Genomic DNA, 19,918 nt, shown 5'->3' with positions numbered 1-19,918 from the left:
CATAGACGTGTTACCAGCCCTCGCCAACTTCCAAGCAACACTTGCAAGATCGCCCGGTAGACGATTCGTTCCGGGCTTTCCTGTTTTTCACAGACGAAGGAATTGGCCATGGCACGCATTATTGAAACGTCAACCGGGTTGGATGCTCTGACATTCGACGACGTGCTCCTGCAGCCGGGACACTCCGAGGTCATGCCCGGCCAGACGAATATCGCCACCCGCATCGCCCAGGATATCGAGCTCAACCTGCCGATCCTCTCCGCCGCCATGGACACGGTGACGGAAAGCCGCCTTGCGATCGCCATGGCTCAGGCGGGCGGCATGGGCGTTATCCACCGCAATCTGACCCCTGTGCAGCAGGCCGAAGAGGTCCGCCAGGTCAAGAAGTTCGAAAGCGGCATGGTCGTCAATCCGGTCACCATCGGCCCGGACGCTACGCTTGCCGAAGCGCTCAGCCTGATGAAGGCGCACGGCATTTCCGGCATCCCGGTCGTCGAAAAGTCGCATCGCCTCGTCGGCATCCTCACCAACCGCGACGTCCGCTTCGCCTCCGATCCCGAGCAGAAGATCTATGAGCTGATGACCCGCGAAAATCTCGTCACGGTCACGGACAGCGTGCAGCAGCAGGAAGCCAAGCGCCTGCTGCACACGCATCGCATCGAAAAGCTGCTCGTCGTCGACGGCGATAGCCGTCTGGTCGGTTTGATCACCGTCAAGGACATCGAAAAGTCGCAGCTCAACCCGAACGCTTCGAAGGATGCGCAGGGCCGCCTGCGCGCCGCTGCGGCCATCAGCGTCGGCGATGACGGTTTCGAGCGCGCCGAGCGCCTGATCGAGGCCGGCGTCGACCTCCTGGTCGTCGACACCGCCCATGGTCACTCGCAGCGCGTTCTCGATGCCGTTACCCGCGTCAAGAAGCTGTCCAACTCCGTCCGCATCATGGCCGGCAACGTCGCCACCTATGACGGTACGCGGGCGCTGATCGATGCCGGCGCTGACGCCGTCAAGGTTGGTATCGGTCCCGGTTCCATCTGCACGACCCGTATCGTCGCCGGCGTCGGCGTACCGCAGCTTGCCGCCATCATGTCGGCGGTGCAGGCGGCGCAGGACCAGAACATCCCTGTGATCGCCGATGGCGGCATCAAGTTCTCCGGCGACCTGGCAAAGGCGATCGCCGCCGGCGCCTCCGCCGCCATGATCGGCTCGCTGCTTGCCGGCACGGATGAAAGCCCGGGTGAGGTCTATCTGTATCAGGGCCGCTCCTTCAAGGCCTATCGCGGCATGGGCTCCGTCGGCGCAATGGCGCGCGGCTCCGCCGACCGCTACTTCCAGGCCGAGGTTCGCGACACGCTGAAGCTCGTTCCGGAAGGCATCGAAGGCCAGGTTCCCTATAAGGGCCCTGTAGCGGGCGTTCTGCATCAACTCGCGGGCGGCCTCAAGGCTGCCATGGGTTATGTCGGCGGTGCCGATCTCAAGGATTTTCAGGAGCGCGCCACCTTCGTGCGCATCTCCGGCGCGGGCCTGCGCGAAAGCCATGCCCATGACGTCACGATCACCCGCGAAAGCCCGAACTATCCAGGCGCAGGCGGCTGATTGATGGCGGATCACGCTCAGGATAACGCTAGGTCCTTACAGGGCCTGGCGGCGATCCTCGCGGCTCTTTCGCTGGCACTCTTCGCCTGGATTTATGCCGGCTTCGTCAGAGCATTCAGCGATGCCGCAGCCGGCCAGCAGATGCTCGATGCACGCATCGGCGGCTATGAGCGCGACGACGTCATCGCCATGCTGGGCTACCTCAAGGATCATCCCGATCCGGCTGCCATCCTGCATTCCATGTATCTCGGGCCGGAGCTTATCTTTCCACTGGTGCTGGGCGGCCTCTTGTTCTGCCTGCTGCGGCTGATCGGCCCCGGCGGTTTCTTCTTCGGCCGGCCGGTCCCGCCAGGCGGGACCACTGTCATTTTCTGTCTGCCGGTCTTTTATACTGTTGTCGATTATGCCGAGAATATCGCCGGCCTCCTACTTTATCCCCCGGCAATGCCATCGGATGCGACCGTGACGCTTCTTGCAAGCGTACTGCCTGTTATCGTCAGGCTGAAATTCCTGACGCTGGTGGTGACGGTTATTCTACTGGCCCGTTTCGCGATTTTTCGCTACCTGTCGCGCGACGGCGCGCGGCCGTCCTGATTGACCCCTATCGGCTTTCGGAAATTCCAAAGGAGTTGGCGGCGTGACCGGCTATGAAATGTTTTGGCCCATGGTGGCGCATGCGGTGCTTGTCTTCATTCTCTATGCGCTCCTGGGATGGCGCCGCCGCGTACTCGTGAAGGCCGGCCGCATCCAGTCTTCGCAATTTCGCGAGAACCACGCCACCGACGAGCCGGCCGAAAGCCTGGTCGTGCGAAACAGCCTCGCCAATCAGTTCGAGCTTCCCTTGCTCTTCCACGCCTGCTGCATCGTGCTTTACACCACTCAGGCCGATAATCTACCGGCCGTGATCCTCGCCTGGATCTTCATCGTCACGCGCTACGCGCACGCTTTCGTGCATGTGACCAGCAACGACATGCGCTATCGCAGCCCGCTCTTTGCTCTCGGCTTTGTGGCGCTTGCCGGCATGTGGGTGTGGCTCGGCATCTGGCTTGCCCTCTCCTGACGCCGCGCATGTTATCGCGATAACAACTTGCGGTAACGCATTTGTGTTTTACCTTTTCCGTCGTGCCTCCACCCGCTGACCTATCTTGTCAACGGGTGACGGCCGCTTTGTGCCGGCTGCCGGGGAAAAATGGGAGAACAGGACCATGAGCGCGGAAAAGCCCGTTGTGACGCAGGCGATGATCAATGCCTATGACGAATATACGCATCTGACGCTCGACCGTCGGGGTTTCATGGAAAAGCTGACCAAGCTTGCAGGCTCTGCCGGGGCGGCCGCTGCGATTGTGCCGCTGCTTGCCTCCAACAAGGCGAGCGCCGAGGTCATTGCCGCCAATGACGGCAGGCTGGAGGCAAAGGATGTGACTTTTGCCGGCAGCAAGGGTGAGATGAAGGGTTATCTCGCCCGGCCGAAAGATGCGGCCGGCAAGCTCGGTGGCGTCATCGTCATCCATGAGAACCGCGGCCTCAATCCGCATATCCGCGATGTAGCCCGCCGCATGGCGCTCGAAGGTTTTGTGGTACTGGCGCCGGATTTCCTCTCTCCGCTTGGCGGCACGCCGGAGGATGAAGACAAGGCGCGCGACATGTTCACTAATCTCGACCTAACGCTGACGGCCGCCAATGCCGAAGCGAGTCTGGCCTATCTTGCCAAGGCCGATGGCGCCAATGGCAAGGTCGGCGCGGTCGGCTTCTGCTGGGGCGGTGGTCTCGTCAATCGCTTCGCGACGATCTCGCCGGAGCTGAAGGCAGGCGTCGCCTATTACGGCGCACAGCCGCAGGCGAGCGATGTGCCCAATATCAAGGCCGCTCTGCTCTTACATTATGCCGGCCTCGACGATCGCATCAATGCCGGCATCGACGCCTATCGCAAGGAGCTGCAGGCGGGCGGCAAGACCTTCGAGATCTTCGTCTATGACGGCGTCAACCATGCTTTCAACAATGACACTTCCGCTGCCCGTTACGACAAGAAGGCCGCCGATCTCGCCTGGGGCAGGACGGTCGAGTTTCTAAAGAAATATGTATCGTAACGACGCAAGTCGTTAATTGCGGCTTGCCAGCCATCCGCTGATTACCGAGGTCGAAACCATGTTCCGGCGTCGATTTTCATAATGGCAATGGCGCCTAAGTGATGATTAAAATTGGACTTTTCCCGTTTACGCGCATTGAACGCGTCTGGTGTCATAGCGTCTTCTGTGTCCAGCGTCGTTCAGTATGAAAATGAAACGGGGAAAGAATGAATCCGGATAGGCCTGACCGCGTCACGTTCCGCAAAAGGCCGCAGCAGGAGCGAAGCATTCAACGCGTCGACGTCATTCTGTCGGTCGCAGCCAGGCTGATCGCCGAAAAGGGCGTCAGTGCGATGAAGATGACGGAACTCGCCGCGGTCGCGGGGATTCCAATCGGCTCCGTCTATCAATATTTTCCGGACAAGGCCGCAATCGTCGGAGCCCTGCTTGACCGGCACTCCCGTCTCATCCAGCAGAAGGTTGGGGAAGCTTTTGCGACCGTAACATCGCTGGATCATGCCATCGACTTGGTCTGCGGCATGATCGATTGGTACTACCACGAGTTCCGCAGCGATCCTGCCTATCTCGGCGTCTGGCTCGGCACGGATATCGACAGGGATATCCTGAAGCTCAACATCGCGCACAGCAATCGCGTCGCCGAAATTTTCCTGGGGAGTATCCGGCCTTTCCTGCCGGCCGAAAGCCGCATCGACCTGGCGGCGCGCACCCAGCTCTTCAGCCATCTGATCGGCGCATCCGTCCGCTTTGCCATCATGAGCGACGATGAGATGGCCCTGCGCATGCTGCACGAATGGAAACAGGTGATCCGCACAACCTTGCTGGCGGAGCCGGAAAACTAATTCGACCGAAGTGATTGGCTGGTGACCCCCGAGGTCACCAGCCCGGCAGAATGTGCCCGGCGCGCAGCCGTGGATAGAAGCGCGTATAGGTCTTCACCTCGCCATCGAGGTCATCGTCGACCGCAGCCGGGGTGATATTGTCCAGGCAGGCCGAGATATGGGCGGTAATCGCGTTCATCAATGAAACGGAAAGTCCAGGCCGTTTCATGATGCCGATCTGCACTGGCGGTAACGGCGGGAAGCCGTCAGCCTGGGTCAGCACCTTCATGCCGGTCCTGAGCGCCGATTCCGGCATGACCGAAACCGCCATGCCGGCAAGCACGGCGGCGGCTACGACGGTACAGGACCAGCTGGTGAACAGGATCTGATAGTCGCGGCCGCCGGCATCGAGAGCCGAACAGGCAAGCTGGCGCCACTGGCAGTCGCGCCGCCCGACGGCAAGCGGAATGGGCGCGTCGTCACGCAGCGGATGATTGGCCGAGCCGACCCAGCAGAGCGGCTCCGTCCGCACCACATCCGACATGCGCTCACGCGGATTATGGGTGACCAGCGCTATATCGAGTTCACCACGATGCATGCGCTCGGCCAGATCGACCGAAGGCTCGCAGACGATATAGAGCTCGACATTCGGATGCGTCTTGGCGAAGCGGCCGATGATCTCCGGCATATAGCGGTCGGCGTAATCGTCCGGCGTGCCGATACGCAGCGTGCCTTCAAGCCGATTGTCGTCGAAAGCTGCCATCGCCTCGTTGTTCAGGCGGATGATGCGGCGGGCATAGTTCAGCAGCTTTTCGCCCTCGGCCGTCAGACGGTTGCCGCGACCGTCCTTGATGAAGAGCTGTTTGCCGACGCGCTCTTCCAGCCGGCGCATCTGCATGGAAACGGCCGATTGCGTCTTGAATACCCGGTCGGCCGCCTTGGTGAAGCTGCCGGAATCCACGATTGCGATGAAGGTCTGCAACTGATCGATATCAAGCGGCGCGGACATGGGTTCACCTATAAAAGAGTTTGATAGTTATCATTAGAAACATTCGTTGGACTGATCAATAGGGCTTTGGCATCTTCCTAATGCAATTCAGCATACCAATCGAACAGAATTCTTATCGAACTCCTCCCGGCCTACGCCCCTTTTCCGGTTCATGGGAAAGGGGCCTGGCTCGCGTGTGCCTCAAGGAAAGGAATACGGAAATGCGCACGATAGATCGGACCCTTGACCTCGGCCCTGCAACGCCATCGCTGTCGCTGACGGCGCGCATGATGCTTGCTTTGGGCAACGTCGCATCGATCTGGCGCGCAATCCGAAATCGTAAGGAAATCGAATATCTGAATGAGCTGAACGACAGTCAGTTGTGCGATATCGGCCTCACCAGGCAAGATTTGAATGCCGCGCTGACTACCTCGACCTTCTTCGGGGACCCGTCCGGCCATCTGACCAATTCCGCGCGTCGTTGCACGCGCCCCTCCGCCTTCAGCAGCTTTAGAGGCTGATGGTGGCAACAGTTTCCCCGCAGGGTGATAGCCAATAAGCCCTGCTTCTTTCCCGGTGTTCGGCCCAAGGGCCAACACCGGGTTTTTTCTTTCTGGAGACCGGTTTTCGCCATAGATCATGCGCGGGCAAGTTGCCTCCGGCAGCAACTGTCTTATCTAACGACCTGATCCGAACAGCAGGAAAGCGATGATGGCAACGGTGATCTTCTTCCATTCCGTCTACGGCCTGCGCTCGCTCGAGCATGAAGCGGTCGAACGGGCACAGGCAGCCGGGCACAAGGCTTTCGCGCCGGATCTCTATGACGGGCTGATCGCGCGATCCATCGAAGAAGGGTTCGAATTCAAGGACGAGATCGGCTGGCCGACGATTTGCGAGCGCGCGGAATGGGCACTGGCAGGTCTGCCCGCCTCGACCGTGCTTGCAGGCTTCTCCATGGGCGTTGCCGTCGCGGCAAGCCTCTGGCCAAAGCGCGAGAAGACCGCCGGCATCCTTTTCCTGCATGGCATTGCCTCCATCGCCGACAGTGCCCGCAAGGGTCTGCCGTTGCAGTTGCATCTGGCCGATCCGGACCCGTTCGAACCGGCGGAAGAAGTCGCAGCCTGGCGGCAGGCCGTCGAGCGGTCCGGAACCGCCGCGGAGATTTTCCGATATCCCGGCGGCGGCCACCTCTACACCGATGCCAGCCTGCCCGATTACGATGCCAAGGCAGCAGATCTCACCTGGAAACGGGTCATCGATTTCCTCGATGCCATCGACGCCAAGGGTTGAACTTGCTCCTGACTTTGCGCGCCGGACTTGAACTGAAGCCACGGGTCGCCTAGTTTATGGGCATCCGCAATACCAACAGGATGTGTGCAGCAATGGATTCCACCTCGACCGCAATGCCGTTCAGCCTTGCCACCGGGGAAATTCTTGTTCATGCCCATATCCATCGTTCTATCCAATCTTTCGTGGTCCACGCCTGACGGCCGGCCGCTCCTTTCCCATCTCGATCTCAGCTTCGGTGCTGAACGCACCGGCCTTGTCGGGCGCAACGGCGTCGGCAAGACGACGCTGATCAAGCTCGTCGCCGGAGACTTGCAGCCACAATCCGGCAGCATCTCCTTCAATGGCCGATTGGGCATCCTGCGCCAGAGCGTGCAGGTGGAGGCGGACGAAACCGTTGCCGATCTCTTCGATGCGAGCGAAGCCCTTGCCGTCCTGAAGCGGGCGGAAGCCGGCGAAGCAACGAATGAAGAGCTCACCTCGGCTGACTGGACGCTCGAGGCGCGCATCGCCGCGGCACTTGACCGCGTCGGGCTTGACGTCACTCCGGAAACGCCTCTGGTGACCCTATCTGGTGGACAGCGCACGCGCTGCGGCCTTGCCGCTCTCATCGTTGACGATCCCGATTTCCTGATTCTCGACGAACCCACCAACAATCTGGATCGCGACGGCCGCGCCGCGGTGATCGACCTGCTTTCAGGCTGGAAGGCCGGCGCGATCGTCATCAGTCACGATCGCGAATTGCTCGACACCATGGATGCGATCGTCGAGCTGACATCGCTCGGCGCCTCGCGCTATGGCGGCAACTGGAGCCAGTATCGCGAGCGCAAAGCGCTGGAGCTTTCCGCCGCCGAGCGTGATTTCGCCGAGGCGGAGAAGCGTGTTGCCGAGGTGGAACGAAGCGCACAGGCGGCCGTCGAGCGACAGGCTCGACGGGACAAAGCGGGGCGGAAGATGGCGGCCAAGGGCGGTATTCCGCGCATCCTGCTCGGCGGAATGAAGGAGCGAAGCGAGATGACGGGCGGCGAGAACACGCGGCTTGCCGAACGACGCCGTGGCCAGGCTCTGCAGGATGCTGCCGCGGCCCGCGAAAAGATCGAGGTCCTCCAGCCGCTGACTGTGAAGCTGCCGACATCGGGACTGCCGGCAAACAGGATCGTCCTCAGAATAGAGGGCGTCACCGCCGGTTACGAGCCTGAACGGCCGATCCTGCGCGATTTCGATTTTGTGATTACCGGGCCGGAACGCGTTGCCGTCACCGGGCCAAACGGCTCGGGCAAGACGACGCTGCTGGCGTTGATATCAGGTGCGCTGGAACCCTGGAGCGGAACGGTGCGCGTCGTCCAGTCCGCCCTGCTGGACCAGCGAGTGAGCCTTCTCGACCCATCGCTGTCGATCCGCGACAATTTCCGCAGGGTCAATCCGGATGCGGACGAAAATGCTTGCCGTGCCGCCCTGGCGCGTTTCATGTTCAGGGCCGATGCCGCGCTGCAGGTCGTTTCCAGTCTCAGTGGCGGCCAGCTTCTGCGCGCCGGGCTTGCCTGCGTGCTCGGCGGCTCGGTGCCGCCCTCGCTGCTTGTTCTCGACGAACCCACCAACCATCTGGATATCGATTCCATCGCGGCGGTCGAGGCCGGGCTGCGCGCCTATGACGGCGCGCTTCTCGTCGTCAGCCACGATGAGGTATTTCTCGACAACATCGGAATAGAGAGACGGCTCGAGCTGCCTGCTCGAGCCGTTTCGGATCGGTGAGTGGACGCGTCAGACGTGGCCGGCGCCGGCAATGCGATCGAGTTCGGCGATCGCATCTTCCGGCAGCTTCAGCTCGGCGGCCGCGATATTCTGCTTGAGGTGCGCAAGCGACGATGTGCCCGGAATAAGGAGCATGTTCGGTGCGCGCTGCAAGAGCCATGCGAGCGCCACCTGCATCGGCGTCGCGTTCAGGTGGGCGGCCACATCGGAAAGCGCCGAAGATTGCAGCGGTGTGAACCCACCGAGCGGGAAGAAGGGCACATAGGCGATGCCGTCGCGTTCCAGTTCGTCGACCAATGCATCATCCGTGCGCTGCGCCAGATTGTAGAGGTTCTGCACGCAGACGATCTCGGTAATCCCTCGCCCTTCGGCGATCTGGTTTCGCGTGACGTTGCTGAGCCCGATGTGACGCACCAGACCCTGCCGCTTGAGCTCCGCAAGGGCGGTTAGCGGCGCCTCGATCGACCCTTCGGCCGGACCATGCACGTCGAACATGATGCGGATATTGACGACATCGAGCACATCCAGTCCCAGGTTACGCAAATTGTCATGCACTGCCTGTGTCAGCTCTTCCCGGGAAAAAGCCGGCAGCCAGGAGGCATCCGCACCGCGCCGCGCGCCGATCTTGGTGACGATGACGAGATCGTCGCGATAGGGATGGAGTGCTTCCCGGATCAGCCGGTTGGTCACATGTGGGCCATAGAAATCGCTGGTATCGATATGGTTGACGCCGGAGGCGATGGCCTCGCGCAGAACCGCGAGCGCGGTGTCATGGTCCTTCGGCGGGCCGAAGACGCCGGGACCTGCAAGCTGCATGGCGCCGTAGCCAAGCCGTCTGACCTTACGGTCCCCAAGGGTAAAGCTGCCGGATTGATCGATGCTGGACATGGCTATCTCCTTTCAAGATGAAAGCAGAAATAGGCTCAGTCTCAGTGTATGATAAGCGGGCGCAATGCGCACGGGCTGTGCGGAATTGCGAACAATCGATGAAGATCGAAAGTGACGATCCGCGTCACTCTTGTTTGGATGCCGGCTTGCCCTGCGTCTTCAAATAGCTGTCGAAGATCGCCTCCATGTTCTTCTGATAGCTCTTCTGCACTTCCAGGCCGCTGTCGAACATGGCGTTGAACATCTCGGTATAGGCGGCCATGTCGACGCCGGCGGCGGGCTTGGCCTTCGGCTCTTCCTTCGGTGGCTCGGCCGGCATCGGGAAGTTCTTCATCATGTCCTGGAAAGCCTTGGCAAACGGATTGTCGAGGAACGGATTGGTCTGCGCCGGCTTCCCGCGCTTGATCGAATCGGCGCCGAACATCAGCTCCATCGCTTGGGTGAAGGGGTTATCGAAGATGCTCGCCTGCGGTGTCGGTTGCTGCTTCGGCGCAAAGCCGATGCTCTGCAGCCAGCCCTGCATCATCTCGCCCATATCGGTATTGAGGAAGGGATTGGCCATCTGCGGGATCTGGCCGCTGGTTTCCTTGAAGAGACCGCCCATCAGGGTATCAGCCATGGCCGGCAACATGCGCTTGTAGATTTCCTGACCGATGCCGGTCATCTGCGCGGCCTGTGCCGCAACCGCGCGGGAAACCTCCTTGGAGCCGAACAGCCTTCCGAGCACCGCATTGCCGTCGGCAATGCCTTCGGGCGTGAAGGCCTTGGTCATATCCTCGAAATATTTGGCATAATTGCCCGAGCTGATGTCCTGCATCACGCCCATGAAATTATAGGGATCGGTCGCGCTACGCTTGAAGCCGGAGGAAAAGGCCGGCATCAGCGCGGCCATGGCCTTGGTCGCCTGCTCCTGCGCCAAGTTGAACTGCTTGGCCATGGCCTCCGTGGCGGCGCCGTTCTGAGCCTGCATCATCATGTCGAAGAGTGGCAGCATCGAAGTCCCTTTCCCCGCTATGAGGCCGCTTCGGAATCACGCGGCGCTTGCTTGCAGCAGTATAGCGGGAAAAAAGGGAGCGCATACCGGTTTCTGCCGCCGCACCATCAGGTTTCAGCGGCAGGCCCGTTCGCTATCAGTATTGATATTCCTCGAAGATCGGCTCGACGGACTGGTTCCAGCGGCCGTTATAGAGCATCAGCAGATCGTCGGCGAGCGTGCCCTTCTTGGCAAGCACTTCATCGAGCGGCGAAAGGAAGACGGTTTCATCCTGCCCGTCGCCGTTCAGGCGGCCGCGGTTCTTCAGGCCAAGGCGGGAAATGCCAACCACTTCGCGCGCCACGTCGAGCAGACCATGGCCCTTGATGGCGGCCTTCAGGCCCTCAACCGGCACGACGTCCCGCAGCGCGTTGACCTCATCGAAGCTCCAGTCCTTGGTTAGCTCGTCGGCTGCCGTCAGTGCCTCGTCGTCATAGAGCAGGCCGACCCAGAAGGCCGGCAGCGCACAGATCCGGCGCCAGGGGCCGCCGTCAGCGCCGCGCATTTCGAGGAAGCGCTTCAGGCGCACGTCGGGGAATAGCGTCGAGAGATGGTTCGTCCAATCGCCCATCGTCGGTTCCCAATCGGCGATTTCGCCCTTCAGCGCGCCGTTCATGAACTGGCGGAAGGTGACATGCGTACAGTCGTGATAGCGGCCGTCCCGGACGACGAAATACATGGGAACATCGAGCGCCCACTTCACATAATCTTCAAAGCCGAAATCGTCGCGGAAAGTGAAATCGAGCAGGCCGCCGCGACGGTTGTCGGTGTCCTTCCAGATTTCGCCGCGCCAGGACGAAAGCCCGTTCGGCTTGCCCTCGGTGAAGGGTGAGGAGGCAAAGAGCGCCGTCGCCAGCGACTGCAGCTTCATCGACACGCGCATCTTGCGGCGCATGTCGGCTTCCGATGAGAAGTCGAGGTTCACCTGGATGGTGCAGGTGCGGTACATCATGTCGAGGCCTTTGGTGCCGACCTTCGGCATGTAGCGGGTCATGATCTCGTAACGCGATTTCGGCATGCGCGGGGTCTCCGCAAGCGTCCACTTCGGGCTGCCGCCGATGCCGAGGAAGCGAATGCCCATCGGCTCGGCGATCTCGCGCACCGCCGCCAGATGATTGTTCGATTCCTTGCAGGTCTCGTGGATGGTTTCGAGCGGCGCGCCTGAGAGTTCGAACTGCCCGCCCGGCTCGATCGAGATCGCGCCCATGCCTGTGGGCTCGCCGAGCCCGATGATGTTGTCGCCGTCCATGATCGCATCCCAGCCGCATTTCTTCTGCAGCCCCTCGAGGAGCGCGGAAATGCTGGCCTCGCCGAAATAGGGCACGGGGCTGTTGTCGGCGCGGAAGAACACGAATTTCTCGTGTTCCGTGCCAATGCGGAATTTCTCCTTCGGCTTGTTGCCCTCGGCCAGATAGGCCGTCATTTCCGAGACCGAGGAGAGCGGAGTCTGGTCGGTGGTATCGCGCGCCATGGTATTACCTTAGATCTCGGAGAAGAACCCGCGCAAGCCGCAGGTCAATAGGAGGGTGATTGACGCGGATTGAGGTACGGCGCAAGTGAATTTCTTTCAAGGGTCGTTCAAAAAAATAGGATTTTGTGTCTCGCGAGTGCATCACAGCCGTGCCAGCCGTCGGCATATTTGCACAAGCGTTCAAGACGTCTCGCCGTGAGCACGGATAGTTTTGCTTCGATTGACATCAAGCGGAGCATATCGATGAACGGTCCGAACGCCATTTACTATCCTATACTGACTTTGCTTCTGGCCTCGCTGGTCATCATGGGAAGCCCAGGCCCTTCGACGATCAGCGCAACCGCGATGGGCGCGGCCTATGGCTTCCGGCGCTCGCTTGGTTATGTCTCCGGCCTGATCGCGGGCACGGTCATGGTATTGCTGGCCGTGGCAGCGGGCGTCGTTGCGGTCCTGCTGTCGGTGCCGCATGGCGCCTTCCTGCTGACGGCGGTCTCGGCCGTTTATATCCTGTATCTCGCCATCAAGATCGCCACCGCGGCGCCGCTGTCGCGGCGCGGTGATCAGGCCGCGGCTCCGGCCTTTTCCGGCGGCTTCCTGCTGGCCGTCGCCAACCCCAAGGCCTATCTGGCGATTGCTGCCGTCTTTGCCGGAGTCAGCCTATTTCAGGACCAGAGGCTGCTCGACGCCGCCGTCAAGATCGCGCTGCTTACGGGAATGATCGTCGCCATCCACATGGTGTGGCTTCTTGTCGGTGCTTCGTTGGCCCGTTTCCTTCAAGATCCGAGGGTCTCGCGGATCGTCAATATCTCGCTGGCGATCCTGCTGGTCGTTACGACCATCGTCGCTGTCTTGGAGTAGAGCAATTCCAGGAAAAGTGCGTGGCGGTTTTCCGTTCGGAATTGCGTAAAAACAAGAGGATAGAGCGTTTTCGCGATTCGGAGAAAAGCGGAAAAACTCTAAAGGCTCAGTTCCAGTCGCCGATCGCCGCCTGGATCACCGCCATGGCGGCAACGGCGGCCGTATCGGCGCGCAGGATACGTGGGCCGAGCGGAATGGCGGTGACGAAATCGAGGCCGCGCAGCAGGGTGCGCTCCTCTTCGGAGAAGCCGCCCTCGGGGCCGACCAGCAGAGCCAGATGCCTCTCCTTCACCTGCGTCAGCAGCGGCAACGGATTCTGGCCGGCATCGCCTTCGTCGCAATAGATGATGCGACGCTCGCGCGGCCAGCGGGCAAGCAACTCGGCAAGCTTTACCGGCTCGGCGACATCGGGAATGCCCAGGATGCCGCATTGCTCCGCCGCCTCGATGACATTGGCCTTGACCTTGTCGAGGTTGGTGATCTTGCCCTGTACGTGCTGCGTCATGACCGGCTGCAGCAGGCCCGCACCCATTTCCACGGCCTTCTGCACGAGATAATCGAGCCGCCCAACTTTCAGCGGCGCGAAGAGATAATGCAGGTCGGAAGGGGCAGGTTGCGGTCTTGTTTGCTCGGCGGGCGTCAGCAGGATGCGTTTGCGGGTGGGGAAGGAGATGCTTACTTTCCACTCACCGTCCCGGCCGTTGAATACGAGCAGCTCGGCACCATCCTCCATGCGCAGCACGTTGGCGAGATAGTTGAACTGATCCTGATCAGCCTCGATGGCGATGCCTGCCTTGATGTCTGCGGTCACGAACAGCCGCTGCATGCGGAAATTGGCGCGCATGGATTACCCCCGGAATTACCTGGAACAATGAGATGGAGCGGTTCGCAGATCCGGTGAGAAGCCGAACCGCTCTAAATGAAGAGCGCGACCATAACCCAATATACGGCGGCGGCAAGCAGGGCTGCGACCGGCACGGTGATTGCCCAGGCGGCGACGATGGTCATGAAATGCGAACGGCGCACCAGGCGCCGGCGATGAACCTCGTCGGGATTGCGCTCATCCGTGATTTCCGGCTCAAGCCAGGGAATGCCTGCGGCTTCGGCCTTTTTACGCATATAGTCAAATCGCCGCTTGGAACGGACGGTATACCACTCGCGAAAGAAGCCGACGCCGAAAACCGCACCGACGGTAATGTGGGTCGAGCTCACCGGGAAACCGAACCAGGCCGCGACGATGACGGTGAGCGCCGCGGATACGGCAACGCAATAGGCCCGCATTGGATTGAGTTTGGTGATCTGCTCGCCGAGCAGGCGAATGAGTCGCGGGCCGTAAAGCAGCACGCCGACGGAAATGCCGCAGCCGCCGATCATGACCACCCAGAAGGGCGCCTTCTGCGTGGTCGTTTCGGCCACCACGCCGAGCGAGCCGCCGAGGCCGATATCGCGCACGATCGCCGACAGCGGTCCGATGGCATTGGCGACATCGTTGGCGCCATGCGCAAAGGACATCAGCGCCGCAGAGCAGATCAGCGGCAGGCGGAAAAGCTTGCGCAGCGAGCTGTTCTTGTTTTCGAGCCCGACGGATTGCGCCGCCACCAGCGGCCGCGCCGCCAGCCAGGCGATCATGCCGACGATCATGCCGATCGCGAGATTCAGCAGGTTCGGGATGGCATTCCTGGGCTCGAGCTGGACGATGAGATAGGCCGAGAACGAGCCTGCCATCAAGCCGATCAGGATGGGGATCCAGTACCTAGCGGCGGCGATCTTGTCGTCGCGATAGACGATGAAGGTCTCGATGAAGAGCAGGATGCTGGCCGCGATGGCGCCGCCAAGGAAGGGCGTCACGACCCAGCCGGCGGAGATCGCCGCGAGAAGATTCCAGTTCACCAGTTCCGGGCCGACGGCCGCGGCTCCCGCGCCGACGACGGCGCCGACGATCGTATGCGTGGTCGAAACGGGCGCTTTCAGCCAGGTTGCGAAGTTGATCCAGAGTGCCGCGGCGAGCAGCGCCGCCATCATCAGCCAGGCAAGCTTGCCGATGCTGATGATGCGATTGGTGTCGACGATATGCGTCGAGATCGTGTTGATGACCGGGCCGCCGGCAATCGTCGCGCCGAGAATCTCGAAAATGGCCGCCATGACGAGCGCCTGTGTCATGGTGATCGCGCGCGCGCCGACCGCCGCGCCGACATTGTTGGCGACGTCCTTCGCGCCGATGTTCATGGCCATGTAGCCGGCAAGGCCGACGGCGGCAAAGATCAGCGTTGCGCGCGGCTGGTCGAGCACGTAAATGCCGGCGAAGACCATGGCGAGGCCGAGAAAGATCAGGCCGATGCCCGGCGCCACAAGGCGCCTTGCGACGTGATGGGTCGCGTCCTCGACATAGGTGAATTTGTCGAGGTCCTTGTCGAGCGTCCTTTTTACTGGTGTGGCCGGTCGGTCGGGCATGCAATTCTCTGGATCAAAACTCTCGTATTGCGCTGACCGATGAGGCGCGCAATATCCGCTACGCACACTGGCACAGTTTTTTGTGACTAATGTGGCTTATTTCGCCTGGATTGCGGCCGGAGCCGCCGTCACCCGCCGTGCGAAGGCGACAATGAGATCGCGCAGTTCCGGTTCGCGAACGCGTTCAGCCGCCACCTCGCAGGAAACCCACTCCAGGGAACGCTCGCCTTTTTCCTTGAAGTTCTTGGCGAGTTCGTTGACTGCGAGTGCATAGACCTGCACGCGGCACGGCACCTGAATGCCGTCCCGCAGCACCTTGTCGTAACCGAACGAGCCGAGCGGTTCCGTCTCCACCGTGCCGCGCACACCGGCCTCTTCATAGGCTTCGCGGGCGGCGACCTCATGGGAAAGCTTGCCCGGCATCGGCCAGCCCTTGGGAATGACCCAGCGGCCGGTATCGCGGCTGGTCAGCAGCAACACTTCGAGATCACCCGTTTTCTTCTTCAATCGATAGCAGAGCGCAGCATATTGTTGTCGCGGCGGGCGCCGAAACATAAGTTGCACATCATTAGCTATACGGTTGAGAAAGGCCAATTGTCGGATCACCTTTTGGTGTTGGAGTGAAGCTTAGGTTGCATAATAACATCGTGTGGAAAAAATTTGCGCTTCATATGACGCTATATGGTATTTCCCCACAAATTTATTCAGTGTTGCGTAGATAAAAAACAACAGATTTGTTTTCTGATATTCGCCAGCTCTTGTGCTGAAAACGACATTGAACAGCATTTTTATGCCGCAGATGGCGCAGTTTCTTGAATGTCGCTGCTATCATACTGGGAAAAAAGATAAATTCTTGTCATGTCAGAACGACCGCCCCGACGCCTGCCACCCCTGAATGCATTGCGCGCTTTCGACGCGGTGGCGCGGCGCGGCAGCATTCTGAAGGCAGCCGACGAGCTTGGGGTCGTGCGCGGCGCCGTCAGGCAGCAGTTGAATCTGCTGGAAAGCCACTTCGGCACGGCCTTGTTCGATCGGGAGAACGGCAGGCTGGTGCTGACGGCGAAGGGCAAGGCATTCGCTGATTCGGTCGGTGTCGCCCTCGGCATCCTGGCACGGGCTTCGGCAGACCTTTCGATGGAAGGCAGGCGGTCCATCCGGCTCGGCGTCCCCTCGGCCTTCGCGGTCTGGTGGTTGATGCCGCGCGTCGCCAGCCTGCAGGCAGCTCTTCAGGATATCGACATAGACATCGCGCCGATGGCAGCGGTGGAGCCTCTGGCCAAGCGCCCGGATCTCGAAGCCGTGATCATGGGCGGTGAGTACCGGCCGACGCGTGATATCACCGCGATCCGCTTCATGGAGGATGAATTCGGGCCGGTCGCGACGCCGGCACTCGCCGATCGCCTTGGTCTTTCAGCCGATGTCTCGACGCTCGCCGGTGCTGTCGCGCTCGCAAGCCGTTCCGCCCCGAGCTTGTGGGAGGATTGGTTTGCCGAAAGCGGTCATCTTCCCCTCCGCTTTGCCGGCAATCGCGAATTCGAGGATCTGCTGCTTGCGATCGGAGCCGCTCGTTCCGGACTTGGTATTGCCATCGCGCCGCGCACGGCCGTCGGTGACGATATCGATCGCGGCACATTGGTGGCACCTTACGGCTTCATTCGAAGACCGGCCGGCTACAGCCTCAGCATCCGCAGCAGCGATGTGAAGGATCCGGCTCTCGTCCGGCTGGCCGATTGGCTGAGCAGAGCAGGGGCCGAAGGGGTTTAGCAAGGCATCTGCTCGATCGGGATCTATATGGCAGTTTTTCTGCCATGCGACGCATTGCAATGTCCATCGACAGCTAACCTCCAGCCATGCCAGATCGCATATGGAACCAGCCGGCAGGAGCGCAACATGGATCAATCCTCTTCTCTTTCCCGTATCGACTGGGTGGCGCGCAGCTGCCGGCTGCTGGCTGCCACGGCGGCGGAATTTCGCGACACCAAGCCCTTTGCCGGCCTGACCATCGGCACCGGCATCCATCTGGAACCGAAGACGGTTGCGCTGCTGATGACGCTGCGGGCAGGCGGCGCGGGCCTCGTCTGCACTGGCAATCTCAACAGCACGCAGCCTGAAACGGTCGACTATCTTCGCGCACAGGGCATCAAGGTCTTCGCGACGCAGACCCGCGATGCCGAGGAGCACGGCGCAAGCCTCGACGCGATCCTGGCAGAAAAGCCGCACCTGCTGCTCGACAACGGCGGCGATCTCTTCGCCCGCGCGGCCGACAAGCCCTATGCCAACCTTCTCGGCGGCACCGAGGAAACGACATCCGGCCGCACCCGGCTCATACCGATGCGTGACAAGCTCTACATGCCGATCCTGGTCATCAACGACAGCCCGATCAAGCAATTCGCCGAAAACCGGCATGCCGTCGGGCAGAGCCTGTTCGAGAGCTATCTGCGTTTCACCAATCGCTCCACCAATGGCAAGCGCGTCGCCGTCTTCGGCTACGGCGCCTGTGGCAAGGGCACGGCGGCGTGTTTCCGCAACGCCTTTTCCACGGTCAGCGTCGTCGATGTCGATCCGGTCACGACGCTTGAGGCACACCTCGACGGTTTCTCGACACCGCTGCGCGAGGCGGCGATACGCTCCGCCGATATCCTGATCACCGTTACCGGTTATCCAGACATCATCACCGTGGCCGATCTGCCTTTGATCAAGGACGGCGCGATCCTGATGAATGGCGGCCATTTCCCGCATGAGATCGATGTCGAAGGCTTCCGCAACAGTCCGGACGTTGCCGGTGTCGACCGATACGAAGCCGAGCAGATCGAGACGGTCCGCATGCACGATGGCCGCACCTTCCATATTCTCGGCGGCGGCCACATGGCCAATCTGGCCGGCCCGCGTCCGCTGGGCAATACCATCGAATCCATGGATCTCGGCTTTACGCTGCAGGTCCGCTGCCTGGAGCGGGTCGCCAAGGGCGGCCTTGGCGGCGAAGCCTGCGTCATTCCCGTTCCGGCCGATATCGACGCCTTTGTCGCTTCCGCTTATCTCGACCTGGCGCGCTAGAGCAATTCCAGGAAAAGTGCGCAGCGGTTTTTCGCCCGGAATTGCGAGAAAACAAAGAGATAGAGCGGTTCACAGATTCCGTGAAAAACTGAATCGCTCTAAACGTCAGGCTCCATCAAGCGCTTGCGGCAGCAATCGATCGTAGAGCGCCGCCATGTCGTCGCCGAAGCAGCAGAAGACGATCTCCTCGAACGCGCCATCTTCGCTCTCGGCTAGAGCCGTGCGGATTGCGATCCTAGCAGCCGGCTCGGCGGGAAAGCGATAGACGCCCGTGGAGATGGCGGGGAAGGCAACGCTTTTGAGCCCGTGTTTCCGGGCAAGGCTGAGGCTGCTGCGATAACAGCCGGCGAGTAGTTCTTCCTCGCCATGATCGCCACCATTCCAGACAGGGCCGACGGTGTGGATCACATGTCTTGCCGGCAGGCGATATCCCATGGTGATCTTCGCTTGTCCGGTTTTGCAGCCGTTCAGCGTCCGGCATTCGGCGAGGAGGTCCGGTCCGGCGGCGCGATGGATCGCACCGTCGACGCCTCCACCGCCGAGCAGGCTGCTGTTGGCCGCATTGACGATGGCATCGACCGGAAGTTTGGTGATATCGCCGAGAGCCACCGTGAAGCGCGTCTTCAGGATGGAGGCAACATCGGAACGAATGATCTCAGGCGCGGCCATGATGATTTCCTCGAAAGGGCTCTCATCGCTCCCAATAGGGAAGGGGGCCATAAAGTTCCGCGAGAAAATCGATGAAGACGCGTACTTTCGCCGGCAGGAACTGTCGACTGGGGTAAACGGCCGAAAGCGTGACATTGTGCGAGCCTTCATAGGCCGGCAGGACCTGAACGAGGCGGCCGTCACGCAGCTCCGGGCCGATATCCCAGGTCGAGCGCAGGGCAATGCCGAGGCCGGCGATGACCGCTTCGCGGACGACCTCGCTGGAATTGGTGATCAGCCTGCCCTCCGGCCGGAAAGTCAGGCTGCCTTGCGGACCGTCGAGCCGCCAGGGATCATGATTGTGCGCGGGCAGGCAGGTGTGACGGCGCAGATCCTCGATATCCCCGGGCATACCGTGCGCATCGATATAGGCCGGTGACGCGCAGAGCACCCTGCGCACCGGCGCAAGCCTGCGGGCGACGAGGCTGGAATCGGTGAGCTCGGCGATGCGGATGGCAAGGTCGAAGCCACCGCCGACGATATCGACGAATTCGTCGCTCAGCACCAGATTGATCGCGAGGTCCGGATGGGCCTGCATGAAGGATTTCAGGTGCGGCGCGATATGCAGCCGGCCGAAGGATGTCGGGGCGGAGATCTTCAGCGTGCCGTGCATCTGGGAGGAGCGCCCGGCAATATAGGCTTCTGCCTCTTCCAGACCGGCCAGAATTGCAAGCACGCGGTCGTAGAAACCCTGGCCTGCCTCCGTTAGTGAAATCTGCCGCGTCGTGCGCTGCAGGAGCCGCGTGCCGAGCCGGTCTTCGAGCCGCTTGATGCGCTTGGAAATCACCGCCGGCGAAAAACCGAGCGCGCGACCGGTCAGGGACATGCTGCCCGTTGCGACGACGCTGGCGAAGATTTCGAGATCGCCTAAATTGGTCATGCACGATTATTTCCTGTTTTGGAATAAATGCTTATCATTTGCTCCAAACC

General features: G+C 61.1%; 20 protein-coding genes. 11 read left to right on the top strand and 9 right to left on the bottom strand.

Going from position 1 to position 19,918, the window contains the following annotated elements:
• Positions 1–108 precede the first annotated feature (108 nt).
• From guaB to FP026_RS24360, 5 genes are all read left to right on the top strand, one after another.
• On the top strand, positions 109–1,593 hold the full coding sequence (gene guaB / locus FP026_RS24380) for an IMP dehydrogenase (protein WP_149637153.1): 1,485 nt from the start codon (positions 109–111) through the stop codon (positions 1,591–1,593).
• Between the two features lie 3 nt (positions 1,594–1,596).
• On the top strand, positions 1,597–2,187 hold the full coding sequence (locus tag FP026_RS24375) for a hypothetical protein (protein ID WP_149637152.1): 591 nt from the start codon (positions 1,597–1,599) through the stop codon (positions 2,185–2,187).
• 43 nt (positions 2,188–2,230) lie between these two features.
• Positions 2,231–2,653 carry an MAPEG family protein gene (locus FP026_RS24370; protein ID WP_149637151.1) on the top strand — a complete coding sequence of 141 codons (423 nt, stop codon included), beginning with the start codon at positions 2,231–2,233 and terminating at the stop codon, positions 2,651–2,653.
• Between the two features lie 145 nt (positions 2,654–2,798).
• Entirely contained in the window at positions 2,799–3,680 is an 882-nt protein-coding gene (locus FP026_RS24365) for a dienelactone hydrolase family protein (RefSeq protein ID WP_149637150.1), read from the top strand.
• A gap of 206 nt (positions 3,681–3,886) precedes the next feature.
• Positions 3,887–4,519 (top strand): TetR/AcrR family transcriptional regulator, encoded by a 633-nt coding sequence (locus FP026_RS24360; RefSeq protein ID WP_149637149.1) that lies wholly within the window; start codon positions 3,887–3,889, stop codon positions 4,517–4,519.
• A gap of 34 nt (positions 4,520–4,553) precedes the next feature.
• On the opposite strand, the gene FP026_RS24355 is transcribed toward FP026_RS24360, so the two are convergent.
• Complete coding sequence (locus FP026_RS24355; RefSeq protein WP_112344372.1) at positions 4,554–5,507, bottom strand: LysR substrate-binding domain-containing protein; 954 nt, start codon at positions 5,505–5,507, stop codon at positions 4,554–4,556.
• 200 nt (positions 5,508–5,707) lie between these two features.
• On the opposite strand from FP026_RS24355, the gene FP026_RS24350 reads away from it, so the two are divergent.
• The 3 genes from FP026_RS24350 (at position 5,708) to FP026_RS24340 (ending at position 8,525) form a co-directional block, all read left to right on the top strand.
• Positions 5,708–6,007 (top strand): DUF1127 domain-containing protein, encoded by a 300-nt coding sequence (locus FP026_RS24350; RefSeq protein ID WP_149637148.1) that lies wholly within the window; start codon positions 5,708–5,710, stop codon positions 6,005–6,007.
• A 190-nt stretch (positions 6,008–6,197) separates the two neighbouring features.
• A complete protein-coding gene (locus FP026_RS24345; RefSeq protein WP_149637147.1) occupies positions 6,198–6,776 on the top strand; it encodes a dienelactone hydrolase family protein in 579 nt (192 codons plus the stop codon).
• 150 nt (positions 6,777–6,926) lie between these two features.
• Positions 6,927–8,525 carry an ABC-F family ATP-binding cassette domain-containing protein gene (locus tag FP026_RS24340; protein WP_149637146.1) on the top strand — a complete coding sequence of 533 codons (1,599 nt, stop codon included), beginning with the start codon at positions 6,927–6,929 and terminating at the stop codon, positions 8,523–8,525.
• 9 nt (positions 8,526–8,534) lie between these two features.
• On the opposite strand, the gene FP026_RS24335 is transcribed toward FP026_RS24340, so the two are convergent.
• The 3 genes from FP026_RS24335 to FP026_RS24325 form a co-directional block, all read right to left on the bottom strand.
• Complete coding sequence (locus FP026_RS24335; RefSeq protein ID WP_149637145.1) at positions 8,535–9,413, bottom strand: aldo/keto reductase family oxidoreductase; 879 nt, start codon at positions 9,411–9,413, stop codon at positions 8,535–8,537.
• 124 nt (positions 9,414–9,537) lie between these two features.
• Positions 9,538–10,407, bottom strand: coding sequence for a DUF937 domain-containing protein (locus FP026_RS24330; RefSeq protein ID WP_149637144.1), 870 nt, complete (start codon positions 10,405–10,407; stop codon positions 9,538–9,540).
• 136 nt (positions 10,408–10,543) lie between these two features.
• Positions 10,544–11,917: a glutamate--cysteine ligase gene (locus tag FP026_RS24325; protein WP_149637143.1), complete on the bottom strand. Its 1,374-nt coding sequence runs from the start codon at positions 11,915–11,917 to the stop codon at positions 10,544–10,546.
• Between the two features lie 243 nt (positions 11,918–12,160).
• Here FP026_RS24325 and FP026_RS24320 point away from each other — a divergent pair, with 243 nt between their 5' ends.
• Complete coding sequence (locus tag FP026_RS24320; RefSeq protein WP_149637142.1) at positions 12,161–12,775, top strand: LysE family translocator; 615 nt, start codon at positions 12,161–12,163, stop codon at positions 12,773–12,775.
• A 106-nt stretch (positions 12,776–12,881) separates the two neighbouring features.
• Here the strand turns inward: FP026_RS24320 and FP026_RS24315 are convergent, their stop codons facing one another.
• The 3 genes from FP026_RS24315 to FP026_RS24305 all read right to left on the bottom strand — a co-directional run bounded on the left by FP026_RS24315 (position 12,882) and on the right by FP026_RS24305 (position 15,781).
• A complete protein-coding gene (locus FP026_RS24315) occupies positions 12,882–13,619 on the bottom strand; it encodes a 16S rRNA (uracil(1498)-N(3))-methyltransferase (protein ID WP_149637141.1) in 738 nt (245 codons plus the stop codon).
• Between the two features lie 71 nt (positions 13,620–13,690).
• On the bottom strand, positions 13,691–15,226 hold the full coding sequence (locus FP026_RS24310; RefSeq protein WP_149637140.1) for an inorganic phosphate transporter: 1,536 nt from the start codon (positions 15,224–15,226) through the stop codon (positions 13,691–13,693).
• 96 nt (positions 15,227–15,322) lie between these two features.
• Positions 15,323–15,781, bottom strand: coding sequence for an NUDIX hydrolase (locus FP026_RS24305; RefSeq protein ID WP_149637139.1), 459 nt, complete (start codon positions 15,779–15,781; stop codon positions 15,323–15,325).
• 303 nt (positions 15,782–16,084) lie between these two features.
• Between FP026_RS24305 and FP026_RS24300 the strand changes: the two genes are divergently transcribed.
• Both FP026_RS24300 and FP026_RS24295 read left to right on the top strand, forming a co-directional pair.
• A complete protein-coding gene (locus FP026_RS24300; RefSeq protein ID WP_149637138.1) occupies positions 16,085–16,990 on the top strand; it encodes a LysR substrate-binding domain-containing protein in 906 nt (301 codons plus the stop codon).
• 126 nt (positions 16,991–17,116) lie between these two features.
• Positions 17,117–18,280: an adenosylhomocysteinase gene (locus FP026_RS24295; protein ID WP_149637137.1), complete on the top strand. Its 1,164-nt coding sequence runs from the start codon at positions 17,117–17,119 to the stop codon at positions 18,278–18,280.
• Positions 18,281–18,385: 105 nt separating this feature from the next.
• Here the strand turns inward: FP026_RS24295 and FP026_RS24290 are convergent, their stop codons facing one another.
• Both FP026_RS24290 and FP026_RS24285 read right to left on the bottom strand, forming a co-directional pair.
• Positions 18,386–18,949 (bottom strand): O-acetyl-ADP-ribose deacetylase, encoded by a 564-nt coding sequence (locus tag FP026_RS24290; protein ID WP_149637136.1) that lies wholly within the window; start codon positions 18,947–18,949, stop codon positions 18,386–18,388.
• A 22-nt stretch (positions 18,950–18,971) separates the two neighbouring features.
• Positions 18,972–19,868 carry a LysR family transcriptional regulator gene (locus FP026_RS24285; RefSeq protein WP_149637135.1) on the bottom strand — a complete coding sequence of 299 codons (897 nt, stop codon included), beginning with the start codon at positions 19,866–19,868 and terminating at the stop codon, positions 18,972–18,974.
• Positions 19,869–19,918: the final 50 nt, after the last annotated feature.

It is taken from the genome of Martinezella tropici, assembly GCF_008370325.1.
Classification (GTDB): Bacteria; Pseudomonadota; Alphaproteobacteria; order Rhizobiales; family Rhizobiaceae; genus Rhizobium; species Rhizobium tropici_B.
Note: the sequence above shows the minus strand (reverse complement) of the source record. Positions and strands in the feature narration are given on the sequence as shown.